Here is an 18,202-nt window from a genome sequence, read left to right as displayed (position 1 = left end):
CGGATTATAGCGACGGTTTCTCCGCTGTGCTATCCGAAAAGTCTGAAATGGCTATACGAAGAAACGTCGCGGCAAATTCGTCCGGTGGCAACGGCAGGCTGACGATGTAGCCCTGGATCTGTTCACAGCCTTCGGCAGCGAGGAATTGCTGCTGCGCGAGGGTTTCGACGCCCTCGGCAATGATGGTGAATTGCATGCTGCGGCCCAGGGCGATGATGGCGCGAACGATGGCTGCATCGTGGGGATCATCCGGCAGGCCACGGACGAAAGACTGGTCGATCTTGAGAATGTCCAACGGCAGACGTTTGAGGTAACTCAAGGACGAGTACCCGGTGCCAAAGTCGTCGATCGCCAGTTGCACACCCAGGTGTTTGAGTTGGTGCAGCACTGCCAGCGCCTCTTCAGCCTGGCTCATGATGAAGTTTTCGGTAATTTCCAGTTGCAGGAAACCGGGCTTGAGGCGGTTGTCCTTGAGCAATTGTTCGATTCGGCCGAGCAGATTCGGCTGACGCAACTGAGCCCCCGCGAGGTTGACCGACAGCGGGCCGACGGGTTGGTAAGCCTGATTCCACTCGAACATCTGCCGGCAGGCGGTTTCGAGAACCCAATCGCCGATTTGAAGGATCATGCCGTTTTCTTCGGCCAGCGGAATGAAGTGCTCCGGTGGCACATCACCGAAGGTCGGGTGGCGCCAGCGAATAAGCGCTTCTGCTCCGACCAGGCGATGGTCGATCAGGCTGATCTTCGGTTGATAGTGGAGGTGCAGCTCATTGCGCTCGATAGCGCGTCGCAGTTCATGTTCCAGTGCCACTCGCTCGCTCGCTTGAGCGGTGAGGTCGCGGGTGTAGCTTTCGACCCGGTTGCGACCCTTCGCCTTGGAGCGATACATCGCCGCATCGGCGTTCTTGACCAGCGTGGCGACGTCGCAGCCATCCTTGGGATACAGGCTGGTGCCGATACTGGCGCTGATAAAAAACTCATGTTCGCCGGCCTGGAACGGTGCGCCGAAGCAATTGAGCAACTTGGTCGCGATGTTGTCGGCGTCACTGGCTTGCTGCAGACCGGGCAGCAGGATGATGAATTCGTCGCCGCCCAGCCGCGCCACGGTGTCGATGTCGCGCAACTGCTCCTTGAGGCGCACGGCAATGCCCTTGAGCAGCAGGTCGCCGACCGGGTGACCCAGGCTGTCGTTGATGTGTTTGAAACGGTCCAGGTCCAGGAACAGCACCGCGCCCTGGCCGCCGTTTTCCTGTTGGTTGTTGAGCGCAGTCAGCAATCGGCTCTCGAACAGCGTGCGATTTGGCAGGCCGGTCAGCGGGTCGTGGTGTGCCTGATAATCGAGCTTGGCCTGGGCGTGTTTGAGGCTGGAAATGTCCGCGAACACTGCGACAAAGTGGGTGACGAATTTGTCCCGGTTGCGCACCGCACTGATGGTCAGCCAGCTCGGGTAAAGCTCGCCATTCTTGCGCCGGTTAGAAATTTCGCCCTGCCAATGACCTTCGGCTGTCAGCTGGTGCCACATGGCGGCATAGAACGCGCTGTCGTGCAGGCCCGAGGCGAGCAGGCGAGGGGTGTGGCCCAATGCTTCGCTCTCGCTGTAGCCGGTGATTTCGGTAAACGCACGATTGACCGCGCTGATGTGCTGTTGAGTGTCGGTGATCAATACACCCTCGGCGGTGCTCTCGAATACCGTGGCGGCCTGTTGCAGTTTCTCCTGCATCAGGTGTCGCTCGGTGATGTCCCGGGCGATGGTCAACATGCAGTCTTCATCGCCGATCGGCAGCGGACGGCTGGACACCTCGCAGAGGCGGATCTGCCCGTCGCTGCGGCGTATATGGCAACTGAAGTCGCGGACGAAACCGTCCCGGTGCAGCAGATCGAGCATCTGTTTGCGTTCGTTGAGATTGACCCAGATCCCCAGTTCGAGGACGGAGCGATCCACGGACATCGCGCTGTTGAAACCGGTAATGCGACTGAAACCCTCATTGACCTCAAGCAGTAAACCGTCGCTCTGCCGGGACAATAGCAAGCCGTCGGGGGAGGCATGGAAGGCCTTGGCGAATTTCTCTTCGGAGGTCTGCAGCTGTTGCTGGGTTTCCTTGAGCTGGCTGATGTCTCGCACGACCACCACCAGCGCAGGGGTTGTATCGAGGTCGAACGGTTCCGCGGAGATCAGGCCGGTAAACACTTGGCCATTGTTGCGGCGAAAGGGCATCTCCAGGTTACGGATGCTGCCGGCCTGCAACCGCTGCAACAAACCCGGCCCGACGCCGGGTATGCCCCAGATGTTCAGGTCGGTGGCGGTCTGGCCGATGACGTCTTCGGCCATGAGGCCGATCTGTTCTTCGAACGCTTCGTTGACCTCCAGCAGACAGCCGTCGGAGAGTCGCGCGATGACCAGAATGTCCGGGCATTGCTGGAACACCGAGGCGAACTTCTGTTCCGACAGACGCAATGCCTCTTCAGTGCGCTTGGCTTCGCTGATGTCGATCATCAATCCGCGCATCACCGGTTCATGACCGTGCTCAATCAGGCTGACGATATCGCGTACCCAAATGCAGCGGCCGTCGGCGGTGATCACTCGGTAATCGAGACTGTGATCGCGCCCGGCCAGTACTTCGTGATCGCAGAAGGTCTGGGCGCGGGTCAGGTCGGCCGGGTGAATAATGTTGCGCCAGAAGCCCGGAATCAGCCAATGAGACAGGGGGTAGCCGAGTAGATCCTCGGCATGGGGAGACACATAGCTGTAAGTGAAATCGCTGATCCGCGCTTCCCAGGCGATGGCCGAAAGGCTCTCCACCAGCCCGCGGTAGTGGTATTCGCTGCTGCGCAGTTCTTGTTCCAGATCGACCCGACGGGCAATTTCTGAACTCAGTCGGCGGTTGATCTGGATAACTACCGCCAGCACGATGATCAGCACCAGCAACCCCGGTAGACCGTAAATCAGCAGATCGGTCCAGAAGGCTCGATGATCGAGAACGTTGCCGACCCAAAGCTCCTGAATGGCATTGATTTCGTCCGGGGTCATGTCGGCCAGGACTTTATCCAGAATGCCGACCAGCATTTTGTTGTCCCGAGGCACGCCCATAGCCAGTTGATAGCGATAGGGGGTTTCGCCGCTGACGTAGAGCCCGTCGAGCTTGAGCTGACGCAGGCTCCAGACGCTGGAGGCGAGATCGCCTACCACTGCGTCCACTTCATCGGTTGCCAGCGCTTGCAGCGCTGAGCTGACATTGGGCATCGCCACCAGATTCAGGTCGGGATTGTGGGTGCGCAACAGCTCGTGGGGGGCGTAGTTTTCCACCACGGCGACTTTCAGGCCATACAGGTCTTCGAGCTTGCGTGGTTGGGGGCCTCCGACATGGGCAAGGATGACAATCGGAAAGTCCAGGTAGGGGCGGGTGAATGACAGGTAAGTCTGGCGCTCCGGGGTCGACATGATGCCAGGCAACAAGTCCAGCTTGGCTTGTTTGGCCTGCTCCAGGACGACTGTCCAGCTAACGGGCTCGATGGGCGTCAGCTTGATGGCCAGGCGTTGGCGAATCAGGTCGATATAGTCTGCCCCAAGGCCCTGATAGCGGCCCTGATCGTCGCGAAACTCGAAGGGAGGCCATGACGCATCGACACCCAGGCGTAAATCCGGGTGTGCCGCCAGCCAGCTACGTTCTTCGTCGGTAAGAGTCAGCGCGCCAGCCGTTGCGGTCCAGGCCAATAGCGACAGCAAAAAAAGCACGGTCGGCAGTCTGGGCATAACGGTCTCGTTATGGCTCGGGGGAATGTTTCGAGTGTAGACGGGCAATTCTGCGGGAGCGAAGTACGGGGGATTTTATCTGCATAAAGCAAAACCCCCGGCCTGGGCCGGGGGTTTAGTTGTTACTCGTCGAGGAAGGAGCGCAAATGCTCGCTTCTCGTCGGGTGGCGCAGCTTGCGCAGTGCCTTGGCTTCGATCTGACGAATCCGTTCACGGGTCACGTCGAACTGCTTACCAACCTCCTCGAGGGTATGGTCGGTATTCATGTCGATACCGAAGCGCATGCGCAGAACCTTGGCTTCACGGGCAGTGAGGCCGGACAGAACTTCGCGAGTCGCTTCTTTAAGGCTCTCAACGGTAGCGACATCGATTGGCGACTGCATGGTCGAGTCTTCGATGAAGTCACCCAGATGGGAGTCTTCGTCATCACCGATCGGGGTTTCCATGGAGATCGGCTCTTTAGCGATCTTCAATACCTTGCGGATTTTGTCCTCAGGCATTTCCATGCGTTCGCCCAGCTCTTCCGGGGTCGGTTCGCGACCCATTTCCTGCAGCATCTGGCGGGAAATGCGGTTGAGCTTGTTGATCGTCTCGATCATGTGCACCGGAATACGGATGGTGCGGGCCTGGTCGGCGATCGAGCGAGTGATCGCCTGACGGATCCACCAGGTGGCATAAGTCGAGAATTTGTAGCCGCGGCGGTATTCGAACTTGTCTACCGCTTTCATCAAGCCGATGTTGCCTTCCTGGATCAGATCGAGGAATTGCAGACCACGGTTGGTGTACTTCTTGGCGATGGAGATCACCAGACGCAAGTTCGCTTCTACCATCTCTTTCTTCGCGCGGCGGGCCTTGGCCTCACCGATCGACATGCGACGGTTGATGTCCTTGATCTCGGCGATCGTCAAACCGGTTTCGGTTTGCAGTGCGGTCAGCTTCTGTTGGCAACGAATGATGTCCGGTTGCAGGCGACCAATGGCTTCAGCGTATTTGCTTTTGCCTTTGGCCAGTGCGTCGGTCCAGCTTTCGTCGACTTCATTGCCCGGGAACTGGCGCAGGAAGTCGGCACGCGGCATACGAGCATCACGAACGCACAGTTGCATGATCGCGCGCTCTTGCTGACGCAGACGATCCAGGGCACTGCGAACACGCTCGACCAGGCCTTCGAATTGCTTCGGAACCAGTTTGATCGGCATGAACAGCTCAGCCAGGAGCACCAGCTCGGCAATTGCCAGCTTGTTGCCACGACCGTGCTTTTTCAGCGCCTTGCGGGTGACTTCCATCTGATCGGAGACAGCACCAAAGCGCTGTGCAGCGATGACCGGATCCGGACCGCTTTCGGCTTCTTCTTCGTCATCAGTCGTCGCTTCGGCGTCATCGTCTTCGGTGTCGTCGTCCGCTTTCACGGCTTTCGGATCGACAGGCGGTGGCACTTCCGCTGCAGGCGGCGCAATACCGTCGTCCGGGTCGATATAACCGCTCAGGACGTCGGACAGGCGGCCACCTTCGGTGGTGACGCGAGTGTACTCGGAGAGAATATGGTCAACCGTGCCAGGGAAGTGCGCGATTGCGCCCATCACTTCGCGGATGCCCTCTTCAATACGTTTGGCGATTTCGATTTCGCCTTCACGTGTGAGGAGCTCTACCGTACCCATTTCGCGCATGTACATGCGCACTGGGTCGGTGGTGCGACCAATGTCGGTCTCGACCGCTGCCAACGCTGCTGCTGCCTCTTCGGCCGCGGCTTCGTCGGTATCGGCGTCGGCCAGCATAAGGGAATCCTTATCTGGCGCAACCTCGAATACGTTGATCCCCATGTCATTGATCATGCGGATGATGTCTTCCACCTGTTCCGGATCTGAAATATCCTCCGGCAGGTGGTCGTTGACCTCCGCGTAAGTCAGGTAGCCCTGCTCACGACCAAGTGTGATCAACTCTTTGATACGAGACTGCTGTTGCGCTTTTCCGGACATAACACCCTATCCACTGAAGGTCTTGGCGGGCAAAAAACAAGCCGAGGATTATACCTGAGCTATGACCTCACGCGCCAGTTGAGGTCGGGTCTGATACAGCCAAATTGCGTTTTAATAGGTCGCGCATCTGATTTGCGATCTGAATTGCTTCCTCCGCGGTCAATCCTGGCTGCCTTGCTTTTCTGATAAGTACTTCCAGGCTATCCGTGTGTTGACTTGCCGATAACCTAGTAATGGTGTCTAAAAACTGTTGTTCAAGGTTGTCGCCGTCAATCAGCCACTCCTTTTCCGCTAAAGCCTTAAGCAGGCGCCCCTGTTCAGTGCCATGCCAGCGCGCCATTAACTGGATAGAGTTTAGCTTAGGATTTTTCTGCACGGCCCCGATGAGGGCTACCAGCAGTTGCGCATACGTGTTGCTCTCATTCGCGAAGTGATCGGCGGTTTCTACCTTGCCCGCCAGCTCCGGATGATGAATGAGGGTGCGCAGCGCTATCAGCGTCGGTGCTTCGACTGCAATCGGTGTGCGTGGGGCGCTGTGTTGGTCGCGATCACCGCCGCGTTTACCGTTCTTGTCCCACGGTTTCTTGTCCCACTTCTTGCCGCCCGCACCGGGTTTCTTCGGCGTCCATTCTTGCTGCGGCACGTACATCTCTTGTGCCTGCGGCTGATGGTAGTCGCTGTAATCCGGCATGGCGTCGTAATCGATGCCCGGATCGTAAGCCGGTGGTGCCTCCTGAGGCGCGCTGTGCACCAGCTGGCTCACGGCTTCACCGCTTAGGCCGGTAATTTCGGTCAGTCGCTGACGCATCAGAATCCGCAGGTTTGCGCCCGGGACTTTGTCGATCAGCGGCGCGGCGAGGGTGGCCATGTGGGCCTTGCCTTCGAGCGAGCGTGGGTCCGATTCCTCGGTCAGCTGTTGAAAAAAATAATCCGCTAATGGTTGGGCGTGCTGGTTGATCCGTGCGCGGAAGGCATCGGTGCCTTCGGAGCGGACCAGCGTGTCCGGGTCTTCGCCTTCGGGCAGGAACAGAAAGCGTGCGCGCCGCCCATCCTGCAGGCTTGGCAGCGCCGCCTCCAATGCCCGCCAGGCGGCATTTCGACCTGCCTGATCTCCGTCGAAGCAGAACAGCACGTTGGGCACGACGCGAAACAACCGCTTCAAGTGCTCTTCGCTGGTGGCGGTGCCCAAGGTCGCGACAGCATTGCGCAGGCCTTGCTGTGCGAGGGCGATAACATCCATGTAGCCTTCGACGACGATAATTTCGTCGAGGTTGCGGTTGTTCTTGCGTGCTTCATAAAGGCCGTAGAGTTCCTGGCCCTTATGGAATACCGGGGTTTCCGGTGAGTTCAGGTATTTCGGCTTGTCGTCGCCCAAAACCCGGCCGCCGAAAGCGATGATGCGTCCGCGGCTGTCACGTATCGGGAACATCACGCGATCGCGGAAGCGGTCATAGCGTTTGCCGGTTTCGGCGTTCTCGATCAGCAGGCCAGCATCGATCATGGCTTTCTGTTGCAGGGTATCGCTGCTCAAGTGCTTGAACAGGTTGTCCCAGCCGGGCGGGGCAAAGCCGAGGCCGAAGTCTCGAGCGATTTCACCGGTCAGCCCGCGACCTTTCAAGTAATCCACAGCCGCTTTGCGCGACGGATGGCTTTTCAGGGCCTGGCGGTAAAAGTCGGCGGCGGCGGTGAGCAGCGGGTAGAGCGGCGAATCGGTCGGCTGCCGCGGTTTGTGCGGCCGTCCGCTTTCTTCGCGGGGGATTTCCATGCCGGCGGCTTTGGCCAGTTCTTCGACAGCCTGGACGAAATCCAGGTTGTCGTGGTCCATCATGAAACCGAGGGCGTTGCCGCCAGCGCCGCAGCCAAAGCAATAATAGAACTGCTTGTCGGGACTGACGCTGAAGGAGGGGGTTTTCTCTTTGTGAAACGGGCAGCAGGCGGTGTAATTCTTGCCAGCCTTTTTCATCTGCAGGCGCGAGCTGACCACATCGACGATGTCGGTGCGGTTCAGAAGGTCGTCAATGAAGCTCTGGGGAATTAGCCCGGCCATGGCGTTCTCGTCATCTGCGCTGAAATGGACCCAAAACAATGAGCGGCCGAACGCGGGTCGTTGTTTGAGGCGCGCAAAATGTGCGGCTCGACCGGTGTCGTCTGCATAATCGCTGTCGGGAAGTGTATCTGCCGAAAATCCACTGACGTTAGTACCAATCAGTATTCGACTATTTGAAAGTGTTGCGCTGAATCCGGCTGCGGCCTGTCAATGGCCTCGGATAGCTCATAAGCTGGCACGCAAGAAGGTGCCTTGGGCTGATCGTCGTGAGAGGAGTCAGTGGGTGTGCTCGTCAGTAGCCTTGGAAGGCTCGTCAGAAAAGACGTGCACCGCTGGCAAAAGAGCCAGGTCTGACGCTGTGAAGCAGATGTGTCGCGGTCGCGTGTGCGGCTTTGACGGTGAAGCATCAAGCGTTGTCCGCAAATGCCATTAGCCCGGCTGAGGGCCGGGCTTGGCAGAAGCTTGCTACGAACGTCTGTGTATTAGTACAGACGAACGGCGCGGCGCTGTTCGCGCTGAACTTTCTTGGCGTGACGCTTAACAGCGGCTGCTGCTTTGCGCTTACGCTCAGAAGTAGGCTTCTCGTAGAATTCGCGGCTACGAACTTCAGCCAGTACACCGGCTTTTTCGCAGGAGCGCTTGAAACGACGCAGAGCTACGTCGAAGGGTTCGTTCTCTTTTACTTTGACGGCTGGCATCCAGAGCTACCTTCATTCATTACCGGGGTCAACATCCTCGTGGCAAAAGAGCACTTGAAGACGTCGGTTTTTAAGGGTTGCGGATGTTAACCCCTCATCGCTCGGAATGCAAAGCCTCTGATCGAAAACCGCTAGTCGGGGCATCCCATGGCGACTATTATGCGCGCCTTCGAATTCAGCCTAAACAAGGCGCAAACCCATGCTAGTACTGGGATTAGAAACCTCCTGCGACGAAACCGGTGTCGCATTATATGACAGTGAACGCGGCCTGCTGGCCGACGCGCTGTTCAGCCAGATCGACCTGCACCGCGCCTATGGCGGGGTAGTGCCGGAGCTGGCCTCGCGTGACCACGTCAAACGCATGCTGCCCTTGATTCGTCAGGTGTTGGCTGAAGCTGACTGTGTGCCGACCGAGATCGACGCCATCGCTTATACCGCGGGTCCTGGCCTGGTCGGTGCCTTGCTGGTGGGCGCCTCCTGCGCTCAGGCACTGGCCTTCGCCTGGGGCATTCCGGCGCTGGGTGTGCATCACATGGAAGGTCACCTGCTGGCGCCCATGCTGGAGTCGCAACCACCGCAATTCCCGTTCGTCGCTTTGTTGGTGTCGGGCGGTCATACGCAGCTGGTTCAGGTCGACGGGATCGGTCAATACACGCTCTTGGGCGAGACCCTCGACGATGCCGCCGGTGAAGCTTTTGACAAGACCGCGAAGATGATGGGCCTCAATTATCCGGGTGGGCCGGAAATCGCGCGCCTGGCGGAACAAGGGGTTGCAGGGCGTTTCACTTTCCCGCGTCCGATGTGTGACCGTCCGGGCCTGGCCTTCAGCTTCAGCGGCTTGAAAACCTTCGCCCTGAACACGTGGCAGCAGAGCGTCAGCGCCGGGGACGACAGCGAGCAAGCCCGTTGCGACATCTCGCTGGCGTTCCAGCAGGCCGTGGTGGAGACTTTGACCATCAAGTGCAAGCGTGCCCTGAAACAGGCGGGCATGAAGCGTCTGGTGATCGCTGGCGGCGTCAGTGCCAACAAGGCACTGCGCACTTCACTGGAAAAAATGCTCGGCGACATGAAGGGCGATGTGTTTTATGCCCGTCCAGAGTTCTGCACCGACAACGGCGCGATGATCGCGTTTGCCGGCTGCCAGCGCTTGCAGGCGGGTCAGCACGAAAGCCTGGCGATCAGCGTGCAGGCGCGTTGGCCAATGGAGCAATTGTCGGCGCTGTGAGGACGTGCGGGATGAGCGGCGCTCATGCCCGGTATTTAAAAATGCCGTTCGCGCCCGGCAAACAGGTCGCGTAGATTGCCGCGATGGCGCCAGACGATCAGTCCCGTGAGTGCGCTCATGGGCAGCACTGCCGCCGGTTCTTGCCAGGCAAGCAGCGGCAGGGTCAGCGGTGTGGCGATCAATGCGGCCAGTGAGCTGGTGCGGGTCAGGTAGAACGTCAGCAGCCAGGCGCAGACCGCCAGCAGTGCAGCAGGCGGGTAGAGGCCCAGCAGCATTCCGGCAGCGGTTGCGACACCCTTGCCACCGTGAAAGCGAAAGTACAGCGGGAATAGGTGGCCGATGACGGCGCTGACGCCGATCCAGGCCTGTTCTTGCAGCGTAAGGGCCGCAAACCCTGCGATCAGCACCGGCAGCAGGCCTTTGCAGAGGTCGCCGAGCAAAGTCAGGACGGCGAGTTTCTTGCCGGCCAGGCGCAACATGTTGGTGGCGCCGGCATTGCCCGAGCCACTCATTCGCGGATCGGGGTTACCGGTCAGGCGGCTGAGCAAAATGGCGAAGGACAGAGAGCCGAGCAGGTAGGCGAAAGTCGCCAATAACCAAAACATGCTAACTATTCCGGGCGAGGACGCCCTGATTCTAACGGCGCATTGCGCCCTTGTCGTGCAGCGGAGAAAAGTGCTTGGACAGAGTGTTTATCGAGGGCCTGGAAGTCGACACCGTGATTGGTGCCTATGACTGGGAGCGAGGCATCCGGCAGTGCTTGCGTCTTGATCTGAGTTTCGCTTGGGACAATCGCCCAGCCGCCGTCGGTGATGACCTGACGCTGGCGCTCGATTACGCGAGCGTTTCGTCGCGCATTCAGGCTTTTGCCGAGCAGGCGCAGTTCCAGCTGGTCGAGACCTTCGCCGAGCGTCTGGCTGAAGTGCTGATGAGCGAATTCAACATCACCTGGATGCGCCTCAAGCTAACCAAGCCAGGTGCCATCCCGGCTGCCACGGGTGGTGTGGGCGTGGAGATCGAGCGCGGATGTCGCTGACTCAGGTGTATCTCGGGCTCGGTAGCAATATCGAGCGTGAATCCCATTTGCAGGCTGGCCTGGAAGCCTTGGCAGGTTTCATGGTGGATATACGCTGCTCGGCGGTGTTCGAAAGCCAGCCGGTGGGGATCAAGAGCGGGCCGTTCTTCAATTTTGTGGTGTCGGCGTTTACCGATTTACCGCTGATGGAACTGGATCGCCGGTTGAAATTCATCGAGGCGGACAACGGCCGTTATGCACCGGACCGCAAGGGTTTGCCGCTGGATATCGACGTGCTGCTGTTCGGCGATCTGGTGGGCAACTTTGATGGCTTGATTTTGCCGCGGGCAGAAATTCTGAAAAATGCCTTCGTGCTGTGGCCGTTGTCGCTGATTGCACCGGATCGCGTGCATCCGGGTGTAGGCAAGAGCTTTGCGACGTTGTGGCGCGAGGCGCAGATTGATCAGGTGTTGGCGCCGGTGGCGTTTGAGTGGCGCGGTGAGCAGTTGACCCCTTCAGATCTGCTGTGACTCTGCTGACGCCTTCGCGGGCAAGCCTCGCTCCTACAAGGTTATACGCCAACCTGCGTAGGAGCGAGGCAGCCCGCGATGCTATCAAACAGACGCCGCCTCTTTGTAAGCCTTCAATGCCTTGAGCCGTTCACGCTTGATCGCCTCACCCAGCTCCGGCCCTTTGAATCCTTTCTCCAGCAACGGCTGAACCGCCACGGTCCGAGCGGCATTCGCCGCCCCACGCAAATAATCCGCTTGTGGATAACTTCGCTGTTCCAGCCCTTTGCGTCCACGCGCGTCCATCTCGCACGCCGCGATGAAATCCTCGAACCGCTGCGGTCGACGATAAACGTCAAAACGTTGCAGCAACTCCAGCAAGGTCGACGGCGTCAGCTCCAGGGCGCGATGGCCGTGGGTGTGATATTCGCCGACCAGCAAAGCCAGCTCCTGACAGTCCCTCGGCGCCTTGAAGCGTTCGTTGACCGCCTTGATCAGTTTCAGGCCCTTGTTCTCGTGGGCTATGTGCCGGGGCCATTCCTCCTCGGGTGTCAGTCCCTTGCCCAGGTCATGCAGCAGGCAGGCCCAGCGCACGGTGAGTGGTTGTTTGTGCAGCGCCGCTTGCTCCAGCACGCTCAGGGTGTGCACGCCCGTGTCGATTTCCGGGTGATGGGCTTCCGGTTGCGGTACGCCGAACAGCGCGTCGAGTTCCGGCATCAGCACCTTGAGCGCACCGCACTCGCGAAGCACCTCGACGAACACCCGGGGTTGGTCTTCCATCAGGGCGCGAGAGATTTCTTTCCAGCTTCGTTCCGCGGTCAAGGCTTGCAGTTCACCTGACTCGCTGAGTTGACGCATCAGTTCCAGTGTCTCAGGTGCGACGGTGAAACCCAGCCCCGCATAACGAGCGGCGAAGCGGGCAACGCGCAGAACTCTGAGAGGATCTTCGGCGAATGCGGGGGAAACGTGGCGCAGGAGGCGATCCTTGAGATCCCGTTGACCATGGTAAGGATCGGTCAGGTTCTGCTGATCGTCTTCTGCCATGGCATTGATTGTCAGGTCACGACGGATCAGGTCTTCTTCGAGGGTGACTTCGGGGCTGGCGTGAAAGGTAAAGCCGCCGTAGCCGCGTCCGCTTTTACGTTCGGTCCGGGCGAGGGCGTATTCCTCACCGCTTTTGGGATGAAGAAAAACCGGGAAGTCCGCACCCACCGGGCGAAAGCCCTTGGCGAGCATTTCTTCAGTGGTGGCGCCCACCACGACCCAGTCGATGTCGGTGACAGGCTTGCCCAGCAGGCGATCGCGTACCGCACCGCCGACTTTATAAATCTGCATAAAAACCCTCCGTTAGCTCGACAGAATAACCTTTGCGTCGAACTCCCGGAGGCCGAAACAGGATCAAAGATGGATGACAGCCAGGTCCAGCCGGCCGTAATCCCCCTCGCTGTGTTCACTTCTGGGCGGAACATGCTGGGTTTTCATTATCTGATCCCCTTGCAGGGTTTCCAGGTGAATATCGAAGCCCCAGAGGCGATGCAGGTGCTTGAGCACTTCCTCGGTGGACTCGCCCAGCGGTTTGCGGTCATGTTGCTGGTGACGCAGGGTCAGAGAGCGGTCGCCGCGCCGGTCGATGCTGTAGATCTGCACGTTGGGTTCACGATTACCCAGGTTGTACTGCGCCGCCAGGGTTTCACGGATGATCCGGTAGCCGGGTTCATCGTGAATGGCGGGGACCAGCAAATCGTCCTTCTGGTCATCATCGAGAATGCTGAACAATTTCAGATCGCGGATCACCTGGGGTGACAAGTACTGCAGGATGAAGCTTTCATCCTTGAAGCTGCTCATGGCGAACTTGATGCTCGACAGCCAGTCGGTGCCGGCAATTTCAGGGAACCAGCGGTAGTCCTCTTCGGTAGGCTTTTCACACATGCGCCGGATGTCCCGGTACATGGCAAAACCCAGGGTGTAGGGGTTGATGCCGTTGTAGTAGGGGCTGTCGAAGCCGGGTTGATAGACCACGCTGGTGTGCGACGTCAGAAACTCAATCATGAAGCCGTCAGTTACCAGGCCTTCGTCGTACAAGTCGTTCATCAGGGTGTAGTGCCAGAACGTGGCCCACCCTTCGTTCATCACCTGCGTCTGACGCTGTGGATAAAAATACTGGGCGATCTTGCGCACGATCCGCACAATTTCCCGCTGCCATGGCTCCAGCAGCGGTGCGTGTTTTTCGATGAAGTAAAGGATATTTTCCTGAGGTTCGGCGGGGAAGCGCGCGTTATCCTTGTCGCTGTATTTGTCCGCACCTTTTGGAATGGTCCGCCACAGATCGTTGATCTGTTTCTGCAAATGCTCTTCCCGATCCTTTTGCCGACGACGTTCTTCTTCGGCGGAAATCGGATACGGGCGTTTGTAGCGATCGACTCCGTAGTTCATCAGGGCGTGGCAGGAATCCAGCAGGTCCTCGACCGCGTCGATACCGTGGCGTTCTTCGCACTGCATGATGTATTGCTTGGCAAAGACCAGGTAATCGATGATCGAACTGGCGTCAGTCCAGGTGCGGAACAGGTAATTGCCCTTGAAGAAGCTGTTATGCCCGTAGCAGGCATGGGCGACGACCAACGCCTGCATGCAGATGGTGTTTTCTTCCATCAAATAGGCGATGCACGGGTCAGAGTTGATCACGATCTCGTAGGCCAGCCCCATCTGCCCACGGCTGTAGGACTTCTCGGTGCTGAGGAAGTGTTTGCCGTAGGACCAATGGTGATAGCCCAGCGGCATGCCGACGGAGGCATAAGCGTCCATCATCTGCTCGGCAGTGATCACTTCAATCTGATTGGGGTAGGTATCCAGGGCATAACGAGCCGCCAGGCGACTGATTTCTTTGTCGTACGCCTGAATCAGCTCGAACGTCCATTCGGAACCGGTGGAAATGGGTTGGCGCTTCTGCTCTTTGGCGGTCATGTCACTAACCTGCGCTGGAAGAGTTCACGGAAGACCGGATAGATATCCCCGGCCGAGACCAGTTGTTGCTGGGCAAAAGTGTCAGAGAAGGCTTCGGCGATGCGTTCGTACTCGAACCACAGGGCCTGGTGCTCGCGCGGGGTGATCTCAACGTAAGTGTAGTACTGCACGAACGGCATGATCTGGTTGATCAGAATGTCGCGGCAGATCGGCGAGTCGTCGTTCCAGTTATCGCCGTCGGAGGCCTGGGCGGCATAGATGTTCCACTCGTTGCTCGGATAGCGTTCGGCCATGATCTCCTGCATCAGTTTCAAGGCGCTGGAAACGATGGTGCCGCCAGTTTCGCGCGAGTAGAAAAACTCCTCTTCATCCACTTCCCGGGCACTGGTGTGGTGGCGGATGAATACGACGTCGATCTTGTCGTAGTTACGCTTGAGAAACAGGTACAACAGGATAAAGAAGCGCTTGGCGATATCCTTCGTCGCCTGAGTCATGGAACCGGACACGTCCATCAGGCAGAACATGACTGCCTTGGAGCTGGGGTTGGGTTGCTTGATGAGCAGGTTGTACTTGAGGTCGAAGGTATCGAGGAACGGTACGCGATGAATGCGCGCACTGAGTTTTTCGATTTCTGCTTCGATTTCCCGAATATCGCCGAAGTTGTCAGGCTCGTCCCGCTTGAGTCGCAGCAGTTCGTCTTTGGCTTCGCGTAATTTTGCCCGGCTGCTGCCAGACAGGGCGATTCGCCGTGCATGGGCCGAGCGCAAGGTGCGGATGATGTTGATCCGTGACGGATTGCCCTCGTTACTGATCCCGGCACGAACGGTCTTGAAGGTGTCGGTGCCGGTCAGGTTGCGTTTGACCAGGTTGGGTAGCTCAAGGTCCTCGAACATGAATTCGAGGAATTCCTCCTGAGTGATCTGGAAGACGAATTCGTCCATCCCTTCGCCCGAGTTACCGGCCTTGCCGGGGCCTCTGCCACCGGCACCTCCAGGCGGGCGGGCAATGTGCTCGCCGCTGGTGAATTCCTTGTTGCCCGGATGCACGACGGTCTGCTTGCCACCGCGACCGTGGTGAAGCACCGGCTCGTCAATGTCGCGGCCGGGGATGCTGATCTGTTCGCCGTGTTCCATATCGGTAATGGAACGCCGGCTGACCGCCTCTTCGACAGCCTTTTTTATGTGATCACGGTAACGCCGCAGAAACCGCTGACGGTTCACCGTGCTCTTGTTCTTGCCATTGAGACGTCGGTCGATCACATAGCTCATGACTGCTCCTTAGAAGCTGTCCTGAAAGGGGCGAGCGGTTATGCAGCATCGACCGTGCCAAGGGATGTTCACGCTCCCCCAAGCGCTTTTGGACGCTGACTGAACCTCGCTACCGACTTTCGAACACCTTCCAGAGGTCTGTGTAACAGAAAATGCGCACACAGGCCTCTGGCTGACGACAACCGGTCTGACCGGCAGCGGGTTATTGTGATTTTCTGACCCGCAGGTACCACTCGGACAGCAGTCGTACCTGTTTGTCGGTGTAGCCCCGCTCGACCATCCGTGTGACGAAGTCGTTGTGCTTCTGCTGGTCCTCTTTGCTGGCCTTGGCATTGAAGCTGATGACTGGCAGGAGGTCCTCGGTGTTGGAGAACATTTTCTTCTCGATGACCACCCGCAGTTTTTCGTAGCTGAGCCAGGTCGGGTTCTTGCCGTTGTTATTGGCCCGGGCGCGCAGTACGAAGTTGACGATTTCGTTGCGGAAATCTTTCGGATTGCTGATGCCGGCCGGTTTTTCGATTTTCTCCAGTTCTTCGTTCAGCGCTACGCGGTTTAGGATCTCGCCGGTTTCCGGGTCGCGGTATTCCTGGTCCTGGATCCAGAAGTCGGCGTACAGTACGTAGCGATCGAAGATGTTCTGGCCATACTCGCTATAAGACTCGAGATAGGCAGTCTGGATCTCCTTGCCGATGAATTCGATATAACGCGGTGCCAGGTATTCTTTGAGGAAGCGCAGATAGCGTTCGCGGGTTTCGGCCTGGAATTGTTCCTGCTCGATCTGTTGTTCCAGCACGTAGAGCAAATGCACCGGGTTGGCGGCGATTTCGTGCGGATCGAAGTTGAACACTTTCGACAGAATCTTGAACGCGAAGCGGGTCGACAGGCCGTTCATGCCTTCGTCGACACCGGCGTTGTCGCGGTATTCCTGGATCGACTTGGCCTTCGGATCGGTGTCCTTGAGGTTTTCGCCGTCATACACACGCATCTTGGAGTAGATGTTGGAGTTTTCCGGCTCCTTGAGGCGCGAGAGTACGGTGAACTGGGCGAGCATTTTCAGGGTGTCAGGCGCGCAGTGGGCCTTGGCCAGGGAGCTGTTGAACAAGAGCTTGTCGTAGATCTTCACTTCGTCGCTGACCCGTAGGCAGTACGGCACTTTGACGATGTAGATCCGGTCGATGAAGGCTTCGTTGTTCTTGTTGTTGCGGAAGGTGTGCCATTCCGATTCGTTGGAGTGGGCCAGCAGGATCCCGGTAAACGGAATCGCCCCAAGACCTTCGGTACTGTTGTAGTTGCCTTCCTGGGTGGCGGTCAGCAGTGGGTGCAGCACCTTGATCGGTGCCTTGAACATTTCGACGAACTCCATCAGGCCCTGGTTGGCCCGGCACAGTGCGCCCGAGTAGCTGTAGGCGTCGGCGTCGTTCTGCGGGAATTCTTCGAGTTTGCGGATATCGACCTTGCCTACCAGTGCCGAGATGTCCTGGTTGTTTTCGTCTCCAGGCTCGGTTTTGGCCACGGCGATCTGGTTGAGGATCGACGGATAGAGTTTCACCACGCGGAACTGGCTGATGTCGCCACCGAATTCGGCGAGGCGTTTGGTAGCCCATGGCGACATGATGGTGTTGAGGTAGCGCCGTGGAATGCCGAAGTCTTCCTCGAGGATCGCGCCATCTTCAGTGGCGTTGAACAGACCCAGAGGCGACTCGAATACCGGCGAGCCCTTGATCGCGTAGAAAGGCACCTTCTCGATAAGCTGTTTCAGCTTTTCGGCCAGGGACGATTTACCGCCACCCACAGGGCCGAGCAAATAGAGAATCTGTTTCTTCTCTTCCAGGCCCTGAGCAGCATGGCGAAAATACGACACGATCTGGTCAATGCATTCTTCCATCCCGTGGAAGTCTTCAAAGGCCGGATAGCGGCGGATCACCTTGTTGGAAAAGATTCGCGACAGTCTCGAGTTGGCCGACGTGTCGAGAAGTTCCGGTTCACCGATGGCCAGCAACAGACGCTCGGCGGCGGAGGCGTAGGCGCTGCGGTCGCTTTTGCACAGCTCAAGATACTCTTGCAGCGAGAGTTCTTCCTGGCGTGTGGACTCGAAGCGTTGTTGGAAGTGGCTAAAGATACTCATGACGTCACCTCGCTCGATACGTGGAGCCGACGCCGGATCATTCAGTCGATGCTGGCAGCGACCGAATATGCAGTCGCTGTTTACCCCCCAGAACTCTTTCGGAGCTGACTACCCCGAAAGCTACTCCCGATGACCCGCGCGCCGGTGTACCGGCTCTCCCCTGTTTTGGATGGCCTGCGCTTAAGGATAGTTGGGAATTCGGCAGGTAAAGGCGAGATACGTAATTAGTTGTGGCAGACCGTTCGTCTGCCACCGCGCGAGCCCGCAGGGGCCGGGGCTTGCGCGTTACAAAAAAATTATTCGGAAGTGCCTTGCGCCGTTTCCGAAGGATAAGTCGTACACCACAGCTCAAAACCGCCATCCATGCTGTAGACGTCGGAGAAGCCCTGACTAATGAGGTACGCAGCGGCGCTCTGACTGGAATTGCCGTGGTAGCAGACCACCACTGTCGGTGCGTCGAGGTCGGCAGCGCGGATGAAATCCGAGATGGAGTGGTTATCCAGATGCTTCGAGCCGGCGATGTGCAGCGCGGCAAAGGTCGCAGGATCGCGGACATCGACCACCACTGCGCCTTGTTCGCGCAGGGCGTGGGCCTGTTCCGGGGGGATACGTTTGAATTCGCTCATGGCG

The 18,202-nt window shown here is 58.3% G+C and carries 13 protein-coding genes; 3 read left to right on the top strand and 10 right to left on the bottom strand.

What is annotated here, in order from left to right; translation table 11 throughout:
• Window positions 1-4: 4 nt before the first annotated feature.
• From ACYZT7_RS29540 to rpsU, 4 genes are all read right to left on the bottom strand, one after another.
• Window positions 5-3,751 carry an EAL domain-containing protein gene (locus ACYZT7_RS29540; RefSeq protein WP_462039215.1) on the bottom strand — a complete coding sequence of 1,249 codons (3,747 nt, stop codon included), beginning with the start codon at window positions 3,749-3,751 and terminating at the stop codon, window positions 5-7.
• A 122-nt stretch (window positions 3,752-3,873) separates the two neighbouring features.
• On the bottom strand, window positions 3,874-5,724 hold the full coding sequence (rpoD, locus tag ACYZT7_RS29535) for an RNA polymerase sigma factor RpoD (protein WP_282381437.1): 1,851 nt from the start codon (window positions 5,722-5,724) through the stop codon (window positions 3,874-3,876).
• A 67-nt stretch (window positions 5,725-5,791) separates the two neighbouring features.
• Window positions 5,792-7,771 carry a DNA primase gene (gene dnaG / locus ACYZT7_RS29530; protein ID WP_449645262.1) on the bottom strand — a complete coding sequence of 660 codons (1,980 nt, stop codon included), beginning with the start codon at window positions 7,769-7,771 and terminating at the stop codon, window positions 5,792-5,794.
• Between the two features lie 482 nt (window positions 7,772-8,253).
• Window positions 8,254-8,469 (bottom strand): 30S ribosomal protein S21, encoded by a 216-nt coding sequence (gene rpsU / locus ACYZT7_RS29525; protein ID WP_002551877.1) that lies wholly within the window; start codon window positions 8,467-8,469, stop codon window positions 8,254-8,256.
• 199 nt (window positions 8,470-8,668) lie between these two features.
• Between rpsU and tsaD the strand changes: the two genes are divergently transcribed.
• A complete protein-coding gene (gene tsaD, locus ACYZT7_RS29520; protein ID WP_462039214.1) occupies window positions 8,669-9,694 on the top strand; it encodes a tRNA (adenosine(37)-N6)-threonylcarbamoyltransferase complex transferase subunit TsaD in 1,026 nt (341 codons plus the stop codon).
• Between the two features lie 35 nt (window positions 9,695-9,729).
• Here tsaD and plsY read toward each other — a convergent pair whose 3' ends face one another.
• Window positions 9,730-10,299 (bottom strand): glycerol-3-phosphate 1-O-acyltransferase PlsY, encoded by a 570-nt coding sequence (gene plsY, locus ACYZT7_RS29515; protein ID WP_462039213.1) that lies wholly within the window; start codon window positions 10,297-10,299, stop codon window positions 9,730-9,732.
• Window positions 10,300-10,373: 74 nt separating this feature from the next.
• On the opposite strand from plsY, the gene folB reads away from it, so the two are divergent.
• Both folB and folK read left to right on the top strand, forming a co-directional pair.
• Window positions 10,374-10,730 carry a dihydroneopterin aldolase gene (gene folB, locus ACYZT7_RS29510; protein WP_462039212.1) on the top strand — a complete coding sequence of 119 codons (357 nt, stop codon included), beginning with the start codon at window positions 10,374-10,376 and terminating at the stop codon, window positions 10,728-10,730.
• The gene (gene folK / locus ACYZT7_RS29505; RefSeq protein ID WP_462039211.1) at window positions 10,721-11,239 is read left to right on the top strand and encodes a 2-amino-4-hydroxy-6-hydroxymethyldihydropteridine diphosphokinase; all 519 of its coding nucleotides are present in this window, start codon (window positions 10,721-10,723) and stop codon (window positions 11,237-11,239) included. Before folB ends, folK begins: the two co-directional genes overlap by 10 nt.
• An 84-nt stretch (window positions 11,240-11,323) precedes the next feature.
• On the opposite strand, the gene ACYZT7_RS29500 is transcribed toward folK, so the two are convergent.
• The 5 genes from ACYZT7_RS29500 to glpE all read right to left on the bottom strand — a co-directional run bounded on the left by ACYZT7_RS29500 (window position 11,324) and on the right by glpE (window position 18,198).
• Complete coding sequence (locus ACYZT7_RS29500) at window positions 11,324-12,553, bottom strand: multifunctional CCA addition/repair protein (RefSeq protein ID WP_462039210.1); 1,230 nt, start codon at window positions 12,551-12,553, stop codon at window positions 11,324-11,326.
• Between the two features lie 63 nt (window positions 12,554-12,616).
• Entirely contained in the window at window positions 12,617-14,179 is a 1,563-nt protein-coding gene (locus ACYZT7_RS29495; protein WP_462039209.1) for a SpoVR family protein, read from the bottom strand.
• On the bottom strand, window positions 14,176-15,447 hold the full coding sequence (locus tag ACYZT7_RS29490; RefSeq protein WP_462039208.1) for a YeaH/YhbH family protein: 1,272 nt from the start codon (window positions 15,445-15,447) through the stop codon (window positions 14,176-14,178). The genes ACYZT7_RS29495 and ACYZT7_RS29490 overlap by 4 nt, the downstream gene beginning before the upstream one ends.
• 202 nt (window positions 15,448-15,649) lie before the next feature.
• Complete coding sequence (locus ACYZT7_RS29485) at window positions 15,650-17,572, bottom strand: PrkA family serine protein kinase (RefSeq protein ID WP_033056218.1); 1,923 nt, start codon at window positions 17,570-17,572, stop codon at window positions 15,650-15,652.
• Window positions 17,573-17,868: 296 nt separating this feature from the next.
• Window positions 17,869-18,198, bottom strand: coding sequence for a thiosulfate sulfurtransferase GlpE (gene glpE, locus ACYZT7_RS29480; RefSeq protein ID WP_462039207.1), 330 nt, complete (start codon window positions 18,196-18,198; stop codon window positions 17,869-17,871).
• Window positions 18,199-18,202 lie beyond the last annotated feature (4 nt).

This window comes from Pseudomonas sp. RT4P38, from assembly GCF_054897765.1.
The sequence above is the reverse complement of the archived record's forward strand: the minus strand, read 5'-3'. Positions and strand labels throughout refer to the sequence as shown.

Bases quoted from the DNA above. Each gene is read 5' to 3' on its own strand.
- ACYZT7_RS29500 (WP_462039210.1), bottom strand. From the start codon at position 12,553: ATGCAGATTTATAAAGTCGGCGGTGCGGTACGCGATCGCCTGCTGGGC.
- glpE (WP_462039207.1), bottom strand. From the start codon at position 18,198: ATGAGCGAATTCAAACGTATCCCCCCGGAACAGGCCCACGCCCTGCGC.
- ACYZT7_RS29490 (WP_462039208.1), bottom strand. From the start codon at position 15,447: ATGAGCTATGTGATCGACCGACGTCTCAATGGCAAGAACAAGAGCACG.
- ACYZT7_RS29540 (WP_462039215.1), bottom strand. From the start codon at position 3,751: ATGCCCAGACTGCCGACCGTGCTTTTTTTGCTGTCGCTATTGGCCTGG.
- tsaD (WP_462039214.1), top strand. From the start codon at position 8,669: ATGCTAGTACTGGGATTAGAAACCTCCTGCGACGAAACCGGTGTCGCA.
- plsY (WP_462039213.1), bottom strand. From the start codon at position 10,299: ATGTTTTGGTTATTGGCGACTTTCGCCTACCTGCTCGGCTCTCTGTCC.
- rpsU (WP_002551877.1), bottom strand. From the start codon at position 8,469: ATGCCAGCCGTCAAAGTAAAAGAGAACGAACCCTTCGACGTAGCTCTG.
- ACYZT7_RS29485 (WP_033056218.1), bottom strand. From the start codon at position 17,572: ATGAGTATCTTTAGCCACTTCCAACAACGCTTCGAGTCCACACGCCAG.
- rpoD (WP_282381437.1), bottom strand. From the start codon at position 5,724: ATGTCCGGAAAAGCGCAACAGCAGTCTCGTATCAAAGAGTTGATCACA.
- folK (WP_462039211.1), top strand. From the start codon at position 10,721: ATGTCGCTGACTCAGGTGTATCTCGGGCTCGGTAGCAATATCGAGCGT.
- ACYZT7_RS29495 (WP_462039209.1), bottom strand. From the start codon at position 14,179: ATGACCGCCAAAGAGCAGAAGCGCCAACCCATTTCCACCGGTTCCGAA.
- dnaG (WP_449645262.1), bottom strand. From the start codon at position 7,771: ATGGCCGGGCTAATTCCCCAGAGCTTCATTGACGACCTTCTGAACCGC.